At 60.2% G+C, this 14,920-nt stretch carries 13 protein-coding genes; 1 reads left to right on the forward strand and 12 read right to left on the reverse strand.

The genetic code is table 11. The annotated features are described in order from the left end of the window. Positions 1–155: 155 nt before the first annotated feature. From KGB24_RS21205 to zwf, 3 genes are read right to left on the reverse strand one after another with little or no spacing between them, the layout of a single operon-like run. Entirely contained in the window at positions 156–821 is a 666-nt protein-coding gene (locus KGB24_RS21205) for a bifunctional 4-hydroxy-2-oxoglutarate aldolase/2-dehydro-3-deoxy-phosphogluconate aldolase (RefSeq protein WP_008032978.1), read from the reverse strand. A gap of 17 nt (positions 822–838) precedes the next feature. Continuing rightward, on the reverse strand, positions 839–1,552 hold the full coding sequence (gene pgl, locus KGB24_RS21210; protein WP_008038595.1) for a 6-phosphogluconolactonase: 714 nt from the start codon (positions 1,550–1,552) through the stop codon (positions 839–841). After that, the gene (zwf, locus tag KGB24_RS21215) at positions 1,539–3,008 is read right to left on the reverse strand and encodes a glucose-6-phosphate dehydrogenase (RefSeq protein ID WP_008032976.1); all 1,470 of its coding nucleotides are present in this window, start codon (positions 3,006–3,008) and stop codon (positions 1,539–1,541) included. Before zwf ends, pgl begins: the two co-directional genes overlap by 14 nt. 242 nt (positions 3,009–3,250) lie before the next feature. On the opposite strand from zwf, the gene KGB24_RS21220 reads away from it, so the two are divergent. Next, a complete protein-coding gene (locus tag KGB24_RS21220; protein WP_177318169.1) occupies positions 3,251–4,111 on the forward strand; it encodes a MurR/RpiR family transcriptional regulator in 861 nt (286 codons plus the stop codon). A 130-nt stretch (positions 4,112–4,241) separates the two neighbouring features. Here the strand turns inward: KGB24_RS21220 and KGB24_RS21225 are convergent, their stop codons facing one another. The 9 genes from KGB24_RS21225 to KGB24_RS21265 all read right to left on the reverse strand — a co-directional run bounded on the left by KGB24_RS21225 (position 4,242) and on the right by KGB24_RS21265 (position 14,906). Continuing rightward, entirely contained in the window at positions 4,242–5,096 is an 855-nt protein-coding gene (locus KGB24_RS21225; RefSeq protein ID WP_223416385.1) for a D-hexose-6-phosphate mutarotase, read from the reverse strand. A gap of 115 nt (positions 5,097–5,211) precedes the next feature. Continuing rightward, complete coding sequence (locus KGB24_RS21230) at positions 5,212–6,558, reverse strand: carbohydrate porin (RefSeq protein WP_008032973.1); 1,347 nt, start codon at positions 6,556–6,558, stop codon at positions 5,212–5,214. 173 nt (positions 6,559–6,731) lie between these two features. Further along, positions 6,732–7,892 (reverse strand): ABC transporter ATP-binding protein, encoded by a 1,161-nt coding sequence (locus tag KGB24_RS21235; RefSeq protein WP_223416386.1) that lies wholly within the window; start codon positions 7,890–7,892, stop codon positions 6,732–6,734. Positions 7,893–7,896: 4 nt separating this feature from the next. Further along, on the reverse strand, positions 7,897–8,742 hold the full coding sequence (locus tag KGB24_RS21240) for a carbohydrate ABC transporter permease (RefSeq protein ID WP_008032971.1): 846 nt from the start codon (positions 8,740–8,742) through the stop codon (positions 7,897–7,899). Then, positions 8,735–9,643 carry a carbohydrate ABC transporter permease gene (locus KGB24_RS21245; RefSeq protein ID WP_008032969.1) on the reverse strand — a complete coding sequence of 303 codons (909 nt, stop codon included), beginning with the start codon at positions 9,641–9,643 and terminating at the stop codon, positions 8,735–8,737. The genes KGB24_RS21240 and KGB24_RS21245 overlap by 8 nt, the downstream gene beginning before the upstream one ends. A gap of 171 nt (positions 9,644–9,814) precedes the next feature. Then, a complete protein-coding gene (locus KGB24_RS21250) occupies positions 9,815–11,122 on the reverse strand; it encodes an ABC transporter substrate-binding protein (RefSeq protein WP_008032967.1) in 1,308 nt (435 codons plus the stop codon). A gap of 117 nt (positions 11,123–11,239) precedes the next feature. Next, entirely contained in the window at positions 11,240–12,499 is a 1,260-nt protein-coding gene (locus KGB24_RS21255) for an AGE family epimerase/isomerase (protein ID WP_223416387.1), read from the reverse strand. A gap of 216 nt (positions 12,500–12,715) precedes the next feature. After that, positions 12,716–14,185, reverse strand: coding sequence for an ATP-binding protein (locus KGB24_RS21260; protein ID WP_223416394.1), 1,470 nt, complete (start codon positions 14,183–14,185; stop codon positions 12,716–12,718). Beyond that, positions 14,175–14,906, reverse strand: coding sequence for a response regulator (locus KGB24_RS21265; RefSeq protein WP_008031015.1), 732 nt, complete (start codon positions 14,904–14,906; stop codon positions 14,175–14,177). Before KGB24_RS21265 ends, KGB24_RS21260 begins: the two co-directional genes overlap by 11 nt. Between the last annotated feature and the right edge of the window lie 14 nt (positions 14,907–14,920).

The raw sequence follows: 14,920 nt of genomic DNA on the forward strand, positions 1-14,920 counted from the left end.
AGATGTGTATAAGAGCCAGTGACTGGGCTGACGCCTTCGCGGGCAAGCCTCGCTCCTACAGGATCAGGTTTTTCGTTGGGCAAAAAAAAACGGTGCACCGACCAAGCGCACCGTAAAGCCGTAGAACACACAACGAAGTGTTGGGTAAAAGCAGGTCAGTCCAGCAGCGCCAAGGCCTCGGCGGTGCATTCCTGAATGCGGGCCCAGTCGCCGTTCTTGATCCACTCCGGATCAAGCATCCAGCTACCGCCCACGCACATCACGTTTTTCAACGCCATGTAGCTCTTGATATTGGCCGGGCCGACGCCGCCAGTCGGGCAGAATTTCACTTCGCCGAACGGGCCGCCCAAGGCTTTGATTGCCGCAACGCCGCCGCTGACTTCCGCCGGGAACAGCTTGAAGCGGCGATAGCCCAGACCGTAGCCTTCCATGATGCCCGAGGCGTTGCTGATGCCTGGCAGCAGTGGAATCGGGCTGGCGACACTGGCTTCGAGCAGGTCACGGGTGATGCCCGGCGTCACGATGAATTGCGAACCGGCGGCTTCGGCAGCGGCCAGCATCTGGCGATCGAGCACGGTGCCGGCACCGGTCACCAGTTCCGGACGCTGCTCGCGCAGGATCTGGATGGCCTTGAGGCCGAACTGCGAACGCAGGGTCACTTCCAGGGCTGTAAGACCACCGGCGGCCAGGGCGTCGGCCAATGGCAGCACGTCCTGTTCGCGAGCGATGGTGATCACCGGCAGAATCCGCGCCTTGGCGCAGAGGCTGTCGATCAGGGCAACTTTGTCCGCCATGGAAACGGTCGGGGATGGGGTTGTCATAGCGGCTGTTCCTTGGCTCATGGGCACCAGTAAATCTCTAACGTGGGTTGCAGAAACGCGCGGATCGGCATTTCGGCGACATCGTCACCGGCCAGCGCGAAACTCAGGGTGGTCAGCTTGGACTGACCGGAAATCGACAGAATCTTGTGTTTGGCCGAGGCCAGCAGCGCACGACTCATGGTCAGGCGCTGATGCGGCACGGTTGGCGCCAGCATCGGGTAGCAACGACGCTTGCCGTCGGTTTTCAAGGCATCGGCCAGGTTCGGGCTGTTCGGGAACAGCGACGCGGTGTGGCCGTCATCGCCCATGCCCAGCACCAACACGTCAATCGTCGGCAGCTCGGCGAGCAGGCGATCAGCCTGTTCGGCCGCTTGCTCCAGGTTCGCGGTGGCGCTGTACAGGCTCAGGAACTGAGCCTTGGCCGCCGGGCCTTGCAACAGGTAACGCTTGAGCAGACCGGCATTGCTGTCGGCATGTTCAACCGGCACCCAGCGCTCGTCCGCCAGGCTGACCACCACGTTCGACCAGTCCAGCGTCTGCTTGGCCAGGTGCTGGAAAAACGCCACCGGACTGCGCCCGCCGGACACCACCAGCGTGGCCGTGCCTCGAGCATCGATCGCCTCGCTCAGCTGCCTGGCCACTTGCAGTGCCAGGCCTTCGGCCAGCAGCACCGGGCTTTTGAACGCATGGGCGCTGACGCCCTGCGGCAATTGCAAATTAGATATCGCCATACCACGACCTCCCGTCCCGCGTGATCAGAGCAATGGAGCTCATTGGTCCCCAGGACCCGGCCGCGTACGGCTTGGGCGCATCACCGGATTTTTTCCACCCGGCGATCAACTGGTCACACCACTTCCACGCGGCTTCGATTTCATCTTTACGGACAAACAGGTTCTGATTGCCACGCATCACTTCCAGCAACAACCGCTCGTAGGCATCGGGGATCCGTGCGCTGCGCCAGGTGTCGGAAAAATTCAGCTGCAACGGACCGCTGCGCAGCTGCATACCCTTGTCCAGGCCTTGTTCTTTGGTCATCACACGCAAGGAAATGCCTTCGTCCGGTTGCAGGCGGATAATCAGCTTGTTGCTGATCTGCAGGCGCTGCTCCGGGGCGAAGATGTAGTGCGACGGTTCCTTGAAGTGGATGACGATCTGCGACAGCTTTTGCGGCATGCGTTTGCCGGTACGCAGGTAGAACGGCACGCCGGCCCAACGCCAGTTGCGGATGTCGGCACGCAGGGCGACGAAGGTTTCGGTGTCGCTCTGGGTGTTGGAATTCGGTTCTTCCAGGTAGCCGGGAACTGATTTGCCTTCGCTGTAACCGGCGATGTACTGGCCGCGCACCACTTGCGTGGTCAGGCCTTCCGGGCTGATCGGCGCCAGCGCCTTGAGCACTTTGACTTTCTCGTCACGGATGCTGTCGGCGGACAGGTCGGCCGGCGGGTCCATGGCGATCAGGCAGAGCAGCTGCAGCAGGTGATTCTGGATCATGTCCCGCAGCTGACCGGCCTTGTCGAAGTAGCCCCAGCGGCCTTCGATCCCGACCTTCTCGGCCACGGTGATTTCCACGTGGGAAATGTAATTCTGGTTCCACTGGGTTTCGAACAGGCTGTTGGCGAAACGCAGGGCGATGAGGTTTTGAACGGTCTCTTTGCCCAAGTAGTGGTCGATGCGGTAGGTGCGGTTCTCCGGGAAGAACTGCGCCACGGCGTCGTTGACCTTGCGCGAGGATTCGAGGTCCGAACCGATCGGCTTTTCCAGCACTACGCGGGTGTTCTCGGCCAGACCGACCTTCGCCAGGTTCTCGCAGATTGCGCCATAAACGGCGGCCGGCGTGGCGAAATAGGCAATCACCCGCTGGGCGCTGCCGGCCAGTTCGGCCAGGGCGAGGTAATCGTCAGCCTTGAGGAAATCGACGTGCAGGTAGCTCAAACGAGACAGGAAGCGCTCGACCACCGCCTCGTCCAGCTCTTTGGCACCGACGTAGCGGCGCAGCTCGGACGCGATGAACGCCAGATGCTCCTGTTCGCTACCGGGCTCACGGGCCAGCGCGATGATGCGCGTGTCCTCATGCAGCAGGCCTGCGCCATCGAGTTGATAGAGGGCAGGAAACAGCTTGCGCAGGGCCAGATCGCCAAGCGCGCCGAACAAGGCAAAGGTGCACGGTTCAACCGTAATCGAAGGCATGATGTTTGTTCTTTTATCAAGTTAAGCTACAAATACCTTTTTTCAAGGCATCGCTCAAGAGAAAATGTAGTAATAACCACAACATTTTCGCAAAATACAGATTCCGAGTGGTGGTCGGTTGGTGCCATCAGTAGGATAGGCCACCGCTTGGGGCCCTATCAAAGGCCCAATTTGCATAGCAACACCCTTATTTGCATCGCAGTGCACTCTTGTAGGTGCACCAAGGAAATCATATGGACCGCGTGCGAAATTTACTGGAACAGATCCAGAATCGCCTTGAAGACCTGAACAAGGCGGAACGCAAAGTCGCCGAAGTGATCCTGCTCAACCCACAGCAGGCCACCCGGTTCAGCATCGCCGCCCTCGCCCAGGCCTCCAAGGTCAGCGAGCCGACGGTCAACCGTTTCTGCCGCTCGTTCGGCGTCAGCGGCTACCCGGAACTCAAGCTTCAGCTCGCCCAGAGCCTGGCCAGTGGCGCGGCGTATGTCAGCCGCGCGGTCGAGGCCGACGACAATCCGGAAGCCTATACCAAGAAGATTTTCGGCAGCGCCATCGCGTCGCTGGACAGTGCCTTGCAGGCGCTGGACCCGAACCTGATCAGCCGCGCCGTCGACTTGCTGATCCAGGCCCGGCAGATCCACTTCTTCGGCCTCGGCGCCTCAGCCCCGGTGGCGCTGGATGCGCAGCACAAATTCTTCCGCTTCAACCTGGCCGTCACCGCCCATGCGGACGTGCTGATGCAGCGCATGATTGCGTCGGTGGCTCACACCGGCGAGTTGTTTGTGATCATTTCCTACACCGGCCGCACCCGCGAGCTGGTGGAAGTGGCGCGTATCGCCCGGGAAAACGGTGCATCGGTGCTCGGCTTGACCGCTGAAGGTTCGCCGCTGGCCAAGGCCAGTACCTTGAGCCTGAACATTCCGCTGCCGGAAGACACCGACATCTACATGCCGATGACTTCGCGGATCATTCAGCTCACCGTGCTGGACGTGCTGGCGACCGGCATGACGTTGCGCCGTGGCGTGGATTTCCAGCCGCATTTGCGCAAGATCAAAGAGAGTTTGAATGCGAGCCGGTATCCGATTGGGGATGAGTTTAATTAATCGGGTCTGAAATTTTTATTGCCTGATAGGCCGCTTTCGCGAGCAGGCTCGCTCCCACAGGGGAATGCATTCCAACTGTGGGAGCGAGCCTGCTCGCGAAGGGGCCAGTCGCAGCACTACAGATCTTGAGCTAAACCCCCACCCGCGCCTGCAAACTCAAATGCGCTTTCTGTCCCGGCGCCAGACTCAGGCTATCAGTCCCGCCGCTCGCCGCTTCCACACAGACAAACTCGGAAATCTCGTTCCAGCTCACGCCCAATAGCGGACGCGTCCCCGGGTGCCAGACCACCGTGTCCGCATCATCCCCGGTATCGATGCACAATTGCCGCTGCCAGGCGTGGTCCTTGAGCTGCAATTCGCCGTCATGCTGGAACACCCGCTGACAGCCACCTTCTACCCGCAACTCGCCTTCCTGCTGACAAACCTGGCGGTTCAACTGGTCGTAACCTTGCGCCCCGTCGAGCCCAGACAGCGCTATCTCACCGACATCACCAATACGCCAATAGGCGTGCAATGCCTGGCTCAATTGGCACGGCAGGCTGTCCTGATGCTCGGTACTCAGGCGCAGCTCCATGCGTTCGCCAAGGTGCGCATGCAGGTCCACTTGCCAGTCGCACAACTGCAATTGCCAGTGCAGGCGCACGCCGTCATCGTCGTGACTGCTGTCGAGCAGCTTCCAGTCCAGCAAGCGCGCCCAGCCATGGGACGGCCAGGCGTTTTCGCTCGGATGGCGGCCATACCACGGCCAGCACACCGGCACGCCGCCGCGAATCGCACCGACATGCGGCCACTTCGCCGCGCACCAGAGCCAGGGCTTCTGGCCCTTGGGCTGAAAGTGCAGCAACTGCGCGCCCTGACGACTGAACACCGCCTGACACAGCGGGTGATCGATCACCAAAACGTCGCGCATCTGATAGCGCTCCCACGCAAACACCGGACGTTCGCGCAAGGATTTGAAGAAGCGTTGTAGCGGATGCTCATGCATGTGCCACGGTCCTGAAAATCAGCTGTCACCGGGGTGTGCCGCCCCCCAAAAAAAAGCGGACAGCCTGGGCTGTCCGCAAAAATGCGCACATAGAGAGGAGCTTATCGCAACAGCGTTAGAACACCGACTGAATTTTCAGGCCGGCGACCAGCGCGTTATCGACTTCATCCACACCGCCCGGGTGAGTGATGTATTGCAGGTTAGGACGCACGGTCAGCCAGTTGGTAACGTGGAAGCCGTAGTTGATCTCGTAGTTGTACTCGGTGGTACGCAGTGGCGAGAACCGTGGATCGTTGTAGTCCGTGACATTGTTGGCGGCGTTGACCAGCTCGGCGTTTTTCTTCACGTCATCGTTGACATGGATACGCGCGAAACCGATACCGACGTCATCTTTCGGACGAGCATCGAACGGGCCTTTGTACACAAACATCAACGACTGGTAGTTGTCGACGAAGTTGGTGTCCTTGTCGTGGAACGTGGCGTTGGCCGAAACGGTCAGGCCGCGGCTCTTGTCACCGTTGTGGTCGGTCAGCTGTTGCTGCGCCACGAACCAGTAGCCGGACTTGCTGCTGTGGCTGCGGTAAGCGTTGCCGCTGGTGGCTGCATCAGCACCGTTGTCGTCTTCACGAACGTCATCGGCATCGGCCGTGCTTTTGTAGTAACCGACACGGTATTCGCCCGGCAGGTTGTTAGGGTTAGGCAACCAGACCAGCTCCACCGGCAACACGGTGCCCTCTGTACCACTGCCGCTGAGCTTGAAGCCGTTACCGTGCTCCAGTTGAGTCGGGTTCTGGTTGTACGCGCCGATCTGCGCATAGAACTCAGGCGAGATGTTGTACTTCACGCGGATCGCGGCCTGGCTGATCGGCCAGTTGTACCAGATGTTGGTCGCCCAGTTACCCACCTGGGAACCGCAGAACGCCAGGTTCTGGAACTCGCAAGGGAAGGTGTTGAAGTCTTCGCCTTCACCGAAGTAACCGGCCTTGACGTCCAGTTTGCCGTCGAGGAACTGGTGCTTGATCCACAACTGGGTCAGACGGACCATATGGCCGCGACCGTAGACTTCCTGGGAGGAACTCAAGGTGCCGGCACGCGGGTCGCCGACACGGTCATTGGAGATGTTTTCGCCGTTACGGTTGGTCAGCTGGATCTTCGCCTGGGTGTTATCCCAGCCCCACAGTTTTTGCAGGTCCAGTGCCACGCCCAAACCAAACTGGTCGGCATAACGCGCTGTCTTGTCGTCGTTGAAGCCGCCGTGAAGGTTGCTGCCCACTTCACCGACGTAGTCCATCTTGATGTCGATGCCTTGCTCGATCAGCTTGGTCCGCTCACCACCCCAATCACCGGTCATCCATTCTGAATCGGCGCTGAACGCGTCAGCCGCGTGCACACTACCGGCCAGCATCATTGCCGCAATTGCCGACAACTGGCAGATAAGCTGAGCGTTGTTGTTCTTCTTCATCCCTACATCCTCGTTTTATTGTTATTAACTGTTTTTATCTAACGCGGTTACATCGGTTGCGGCGGATGACAGGCCATCCGCCGCATATCCCCCCTGTAGGAGCCAGGCTTGCCGGCGAAGGCGTCACTGAAATCGCTTTCGCCGGCAAGCCTGGCTCCTACAGTTTTTGATCTTCAGCGGTTTTTGAACTGGGTTACGTTGGCGCTGTGAACTTCGGTTTTTGGCAGACCGGCCACCCCCAGGCGCTCCCCGGTCTTGGCATCGAACAGCAGCACTTTCGATGGATCGAATTGCAAGGTCAGGGTCTCGCCCACGGCCGGCGCAACGTCCGGTGCCAGGCGGCAGCAGACTTTGGTGTCGTTGAGATTGACGAACACCAGCGTGTCCGGACCGGTCGGTTCGGTGACCTGCACTTCGGCGCGAATGGTCGGCAAACCATTCGGCTCGCTGCCCGCCAGCACGATCTGCTCAGGGCGCATGCCGAGGATCACTTCGCGATCTTCCAGACCGGCGTCCTGCATGCCCAACGGCAATTCGCAGCGCGCCTGACCGCTGTCGAGCAGCGCCAACAGACGACCGTCCTTGCGTTGCAAACGCAGGGGAATGAAGTTCATCGGCGGCGACCCGATGAAGCTCGCCACGAACAGGTTGGCCGGGTTGTTGTAGATGTCTTTCGGCGTGCCGAACTGCTGAATGATCCCGTCCTTCATCACCGCCACTTTGTCGCCCAGCGTCATCGCTTCGATCTGGTCGTGAGTCACGTAGACCGTGGTGGTTTTCAGGCGCTGGTGCATCAGTTTCATTTCGGTGCGCATCTCGACGCGCAGCTTGGCGTCGAGGTTGGACAACGGTTCGTCGAACAGATAAATCTTCGGCCGCCGCGCCAGAGCACGGCCCATCGCCACACGCTGTTGCTGACCGCCGGAAAGCTGGCCGGGTTTGCGGCTCAGCAGGTGTTCGATCTGCAGCAGCTTGGAGACGCGAGTGACTTCTTCGTCGATTTCGGCGGCGGGCATTTTGCGAATCTTCAGGCCGAAGGCGATGTTGTCGCGCACGCTCATGGTCGGGTACAGCGCGTAGGACTGGAACACCATGGCGATGTCGCGATCCTTGGGGCTCATGCCGCTGATGTCGGCGTCATCCACCAGGATCGCGCCGCCGCTGATGGTTTCCAGGCCGGCGATGCAGTTCATCAGCGTGGATTTACCGCAGCCCGACGGGCCGACCAGGATCAGGAATTCCCCGTCATCGATCTTCAGTTCGATGTTTTTCAGGGTGTCCGGCAAACCGGCGCCGTAGGTCTTGTTGACGTTGCGTAATTCGAGAGTTGCCATGTTTCTACCCCTTGACCGCGCCGGACGTCAGCCCACGCAGGAAATACTTGCCAGCGAATATGTAGACCAGCAGTGTCGGCAGCCCGGCGATCATCGCGGCGGCCATATCAACGTTGTATTCCTTGGCCCCGGTGCTGGTGTTGACCAGGTTGTTCAGGGCCACGGTAATTGGCTGGGCATCGCCACTGGCGAAGACCACGCCGAACAGGAAGTCATTCCAGATCTGGGTGAACTGCCAGATCAGACAGACCATCACGATCGGGATCGACATCGGCAGCAGGATCTTCCAGAAAATCGTGAAGAAGCCTGCGCCGTCCAGGCGTGCAGCCTTGACCAGCGCATCCGGAATGCTCACGTAGTAGTTACGGAAGAACAGCGTGGTGAACGCCAGCCCGTAGACCACGTGCACCAGCACCAGACCGGTGGTGGTGTTGGCCAGGCCGAACTTGCCGAGGGTGAACGACGCCGGCAGCAGCACGGTCTGGAACGGCAGGAAGCAGCCGAACAGCAACAGGCCGAAGAACAACTGCGAGCCACGGAAGCGCCACATCGACAGCACGTAGCCGTTCATGGCACCGATGAAGGTCGAGATAAAAACCGCCGGCACGGTGATTTTCACCGAGTTCCAGAAGTACCCGCCGACCACGTCCCAGGCCTTGATCCAGCCGATGCCGTCAATGACGGTCGGCCAGCTCAGCAGGTTGCCGGTACGGATGTCTTCCGGGGATTTGAAGCTGGTCAGCAGCATAACGATCAGCGGAATCAGGTACACCGCAGCAGCCAGCAGAAGCGTGGCGTAAATCGCGATGCGGCTGAAACTCAGCGTCGGTTTTCCGAGTTGATTAGTCATGGCGTTTGCCTCGCAGCTCGGAGTACAGGTACGGCACGAGGATGGTCAGCACGGCACCGAGCATCAGCATGGCGCTGGCCGAACCGATGCCCATCTGGCCACGGCTGAAGGTGAAGGAATACATGAACATCGCCGGCAGGTCGGACGAGTAGCCAGGGCCGCCCGCCGTCATCGCCGCCACGAGGTCGAAGCTCTTGATCGCGATGTGCGCGAGGATCATGAAGGCGCTGAAAAACACCGGGCGAAGGCTCGGCAGGACGATCTTCAAATAGATGGTCGGCAGGCTCGCACCGTCGACTTGCGCGGCACGGATGATCGACTGATCGACACCGCGCAGACCGGCCAGGAACATCGCCATCACAAACCCGGAGGCTTGCCACACGGCAGCGATCACCAGGCAGTACACCACGCGATCCTGATCCACCAGCCAGTCGAGACGGAAGCCTTCCCAGCCCCAGTCACGCAGCATTTTGTCCAGGCCCAGGCCAGGGTTGAGCAGCCATTTCCAGGCGGTACCGGTGACGATCATCGACAGCGCCATCGGGTACAGGTAAACGGTGCGAATGAAGCCTTCCTTGCGAATGCGCTGGTCCAGCAGCACCGCGAGGAACACGCCCAATACCAGGCTGATGCCGATGAACATGCCGCCGAAGAGCGCGAGGTTCTTGCTCGCGACCCACCAGCGATCGTTGTCCATCAAGCGCATGTATTGCTGCAGGCCGACCCATTTGTAGCTCGGCATGAAGCTGGAATTGGTGAAGGACAGTATGAATGTCCAAATGATGTAACCGTAGAAACCAACCAACACGATGAGCATGCTTGGCGCGAGTACCAACTTGGGTAACCAGCGTTGCAGCGCATCGAACGGTGAGGCTTTGCTGAAAACCGCCACAGAGCTCATCGGGATAATCCATTGGAGAAGTGAATATCTGTAGGAGCGAGGCTTGCCCGCGAAGGCGGCGTAACTGTCGACAACTCTGTTGAATGTCAGACTGCTTTCGCGGGCAAGCCTCGCTCCTACAAGGGGAACGGTCCCAGAAAATTGCCGCAGGCGAGCCTGCGGCCTCAGGGATTACTGGGCGGCTTTGACAGCCGATGCCAGTTGGGCGCTGGCCTTGGCCGGGTCAGCGTCCTTGTCGTTCATGAAGTTGGTGACCACGTCGAAGATCGCGCCTTGCACGGCCAGGGAAGTGGCCATGTTGTGCGCCATGCTTGGTTGCAGGCCGCCGGTCTTCTCGTCCGCCAGGAAGTCCTTGGCGGCGGTTTGAGCGCAGGCGTCGAAACCGAGCTTGTCCATCTCGTTCAGCATGTCGGTACGGACCGGAATCGAACCCTTGTTGATGCTGAAGACTTTCTGGAAATCGGTACCCAGAGCGACCTTGGCCAGGTCTTGCTGGGCGGCGATGTCACCCTTGCGATCAGCTTTCAACTTGAATACAGCCATCGAGTCGATGTTGTAGGTGAAGGCTTTTTCGGTGCCCGGGAACGGCACGCACTGGTAGTCCTTGCCGGCGACTTTCTTCGCCGCCGTCCATTCGCTTTTCGCCCAGTCGCCCATCATCTGCATACCGGCCTTGCCGTTGATGACCTCGGCGGCAGCGATGTTCCAGTCACGACCGGCGCGGTTCGGGTCCATGTAGCCGGTGAGTTTTTTCAGCTCGGTGAACGACTTGGTCATTTCCGGCCCGGACAGGGTTTTCTGATCCAGGTCTACCAACGCTTTCTTGTAACCATCGGCACCCATGACCGAGAGCACCACGTCTTCAAACACGGTGCTGTCCTGCCAAGGCTGACCACCGTGGGCGAGCGCGATGAAGCCGGCGGCTTTGAGCTTGTCGCCGGCGGCGTAGAATTCTTCGAGGGTGGTCGGGGCTTTGTCGATCCCGGCTTTCTTGAACACTTCCGGGTTGATCCACAGCCAGTTCACACGGTGAATGTTCACCGGAACGGCCACGTAATCGCCTTCGTATTTGACGGTGTCGGAAACTTTCTTGATCAGCAGGTTATCCCAGCCTTCGGACTTGGAAACGTCTTTCAGGGTGTCGGTGCTGAGCAGGCCTGTGCTGCCCCACTCCTGGATGTCCGGGCCTTTGATCTGGGCAACGCCCGGCGGGTTACCGGCGACTGCGCGGCTTTTCAGTACGGTCATGGCCGTGGAACCGCCACCACCGGCGACTGCGCCGTCCTTCCAGGTGAAGCCGTCTTTTTCGACTTGAGCCTTGAGGACATCGACCGCTGCTTTTTCACCACCCGACGTCCACCAGTGAACAACTTCCACCGAACCTTTGGAATCGGCGGCAAGGCCACTGAGGGGAAATGCACTGAGCGGAAGCAGCGACGCGAGAGAAATGACAGTAGCGAGGCGAGAAATCGCATTCATCTAGTAGTACCTTTCTTGTTGTTATGCATGCAAGTCTGGTGCTTGCGCTGCATAGGATTTTAAACAGGAGTCATCCCCTCGCAGGTAACGAAGGGACGCGTGAATGTCACCGCATGGTTACATAGAACCGCTCTGGGACAGACTCGCCAAGGCACTGGCCATGCTCGGTGCCAGCGGCAAGCGCGGAATCAACACGGCTTGCCAGGCGTGATAGAGATCGGGTTTGCCGGCCCAGATATCGGCGCTCGGACGGTTCTGCGGATCGAGCTCGTGATACCAACTGCCCTCGCAGCGGTCGATGAAATGACTGTCACAAAATTCCCAGAACAGTCGGTACCAGGTTTCATATCGCTCATCGCCCGTGCGTTTAAGCAGCGCGCTGGCGGCGGCGCTGGCTTCGCAATGGGTCCAGTGCAAGCGATGGCGAACCACCGCGCGGTTATCCCAATCGAGGGTGTAGACAATCCCGGGTAGCCCATCGACATCCCAGCCATGGCGGCAGTTGTGCTCGAAGAGTTTTTGCGCGTCGCTGGCGAGCCAACCGGGCGTCAGCATCCCGGCCTGTACTCGCGCAGCTTCGAGGTGCAGCAACAGCCGGGCCCATTCGAAGCCGTGGCCCGGCGTGGTGCCGTAAGGACGGAAACCGTCGGCCGGGTTGTCGTGGTTGTAGTCGCGCAACGGCTGCCAGTCGCGGTCGAAATGTTCGACCACCAGGTAATCGTTGGCGGCGGCGTGACCATGAATCACGCGCTCGACGATCCGTTGCGCGCGGCACAACCAGCGATTGTCTTGCGTGACATCGGCCAGGGCGAGGAAGGCTTCGGTGGCGTGCATGTTGCTGTTGGCACCGCGATAACTTTCCTCTTCACGCCAGTCGCGATTGAAGGATTCGCGCATTGCGCCCTCCTCCTCGCTCCAGAAATACGTGTCGATGATGTGGATCGCGTCATCGAGCAAGGCCTGTGCGCCGGGACGCCGCGCCACCATGGCGGAACTGGCGGCCAGGGCAACGAAAGCGTGCAGGTAAGCGGCCTTGCCGGTGTTTTCTTCAAGGGGATGCGCGGTGGCGAACCAGCCGCCATGCTCGGCATCACGCAACGGCCCGCGAAGGGCATTGATGCCGTGATCCACCAGCTCGGCGAAACCCGGCAAGCCCTGGATGTGCGCCATGGCGAAGCTGTGGGTCATGCGCGCGGTGTTCATGGTTTCGGCATGGGCGTTGGTCAGGAGACAGCCCTTTTTGTCGAGATTGCCGAAGCCCTCGGGGAGCTTCGACGCCTTGGCGAATGCCAGCAGGCGCAAGCCTTCGGCGGCGAGCCATTGCTGATGGGCCGGTGCGTTCAGCCAACTGCTGAAGGCGGGTTGGAAGGTGTCCATGGGGTGCCTTTTTTGTTGTTATGACTGCGGGCAGTCTAAACAACGGGCGGTGGCGGGCTTGTAACGAAGGGGGCGAGTTATGTCACCAACCAGTGACAATTGCAGGGCGTGGCGCCTATTTGCTTTTGTAGGAGCCGGCTTGCTGGCGATCAACGATAACGCTGCGTGTCAGACACACCGCTATCGCCAGCAAGCCGGCTCCTACAAGGTTGTGTGTCAGTCGATTGATCGAGGCAATTGGAGTGTCACCCTCAACCCGCCTTCACGCAGGTTTTGCAGGCTGACTTCCCCGCCATGGCTATGAGCAATGTTGCGCGCAATGCCCAACCCCAACCCATAACCCTGCTGCTGCCCGGCCAGGCGAAAGTGCGGCTCGAACACCTGCTCCAGCCGCTGCTCCGGCACACCCGGCCCTTCGTCATCGACATGCAGGACAAACGCGTTCTCGTCGTCATCGATGTGCAGGTGCGCGTTCTGCCCGTACTTCAAGGCGTTGTCGATCAGGTTGCCGATGCAGCGCTTGAGCGCCAGCGGTTTGCCCGGATACGCCGCCAGCGCCCGGCCGTGCTGGGTCACGCGACCATTGCCGTTAGGCGCCAGATACGGCTCCACCAGGCAATCGAGCACATGATTGAGGTCCACCTGCTCGATGTTTTCGTGGATGTCGGTGTCTTTCACGCATTGCAGCGCGCCTTTGACCAGCAGCTCCAGCTCATCGAGATCACGACCGAATTTGGCTTGCAGCTTTTCGTCTTCCAGCAATTCGACACGCAGGCGCAAGCGGGTAATCGGCGTGCGCAAATCATGGGAAATCGCGCTGAACAACTGGCTGCGTTCAGTCAGGTAACGGCTGATACGTTCACGCATCGCATTGAAGGCGCGCCCCACTTCGACCACTTCACTGCCGCCGCCTTCAGCCACCGGCTCGACTTCCGCCCCGAGGGACATGTCCCGCGCCGCCCGTGCCAAACGCTTGAGCGGCCGGCTCTGCCAATGCACCAGCAAGCCGATGAACAACAGCAAAAAGCCGCTGGTGAGGACGATGAACCAGACTTGCTGCGCTGGCAGGCCTTGCTCTTCAAGGCTGGTGTAGGGCTCGGGCAACAGCGAGGCGATGTACAGCCACTCGCCCGGTGCCATCTGGATTTGCGTGACCAGCACCGGCGGATTCACCGGCTCCAGGGTCAGTGCGTAATGCGCCCAGGAACGCGGCAGCTCATCCAGTTTCAGGCCACCGTTGAAGATCCGCAGGTCTTCAGGGCTGACAAAGGTCACCGAGATATCGGTGTCCTGGCCGAGCGACTGGCGCAGCACTTCGTCCACGGCTTTGAGCACCGCCTCTTTGCGCGGGGTGATCGGCAGCACTTCCATGCCCAAGGGTTTGTCGTTGAGGGTCACCACGAAACGGGTGCCGCCCATGCTGCGCAACTGGTCGAGCACCAGCGGCCTGAACGCCACCGGCAACGAGCGAAAGTAACTGACACTGGCGGTCATCGAATGGGCAAGGCTGCGGGCGCTGGTGACCAGGCCTTCCAGCTGCGTGGCACGCAATTGCGAGACCCAGATCACGCTCGACAACGTCTGCGCGAACAACACGGCCAGCAATGTCAGCAGCAGCATCCGCCCGAGCAGCGAACGCGGGACCGGAATCTTTGCCGCGAGCTTGCGCAACACCTCAGTGACCATTGCTGGCAACCACATTGGCCGCCAACTGATAACCGCTGCCGCGCACAGTGCGGATCAGTCGCGGCGGTTTTTCGGTATCGCGCAGGCGTTGGCGCAAACGGCTGACGGCCATGTCGACGATCCGGTCCAGCGGCATCAGGTCGCGGCCACGGGTGGCGTTGCCGATGGTGTCGCGGTCGAGGATTTCCTGGGGGTGATCGAGGAACAGTTTCAGCAGGGCGAAATCAGCGCCGGAGAGAATCACTTCTTCACCATCGATGTGGAACAGCCGATGGCTGACCATGTCCAGTCGCCAGTCATCAAAGGCCAGCACTTCACTGCCGGAACGTTCCTGGCCGAATTGCGCACGACGCAACAAGGCCTTGATCCGCGCCTGCAATTCACGAGGGCTGAAGGGTTTGCCAAGGTAGTCGTCGGCACCCAGTTCCAGGCCGATGACGCGGTCGGCTTCGTCGGAGCTGGCGGTGAGCATGATGATCGGCACTTGCGCCTGACGCGGGTGCTGGCGGATCCAGCGGCAGAGGCTGAAACCGTCTTCGTCAGGCAGCATCACGTCGAGGATCACCAGATCGCTCGGCGCATCGTTCAACGCCTGGCGGAAACCGGCGCCGTCGGGCGTGGTACGTACCTGGAAACCCGCGCGGGTCAGGTAGGTGTCCAGCAACTCGCGTATCTCTTGATCGTCATCGACCAACAAAATCGACTTGTTGACTGAGCTCACGGGGCGGCGTCCTT

The organism is Pseudomonas sp. BF-RE-25, assembly GCF_019956105.1.
GTDB lineage: Bacteria > Pseudomonadota > Gammaproteobacteria > Pseudomonadales > Pseudomonadaceae > Aquipseudomonas > Aquipseudomonas migulae.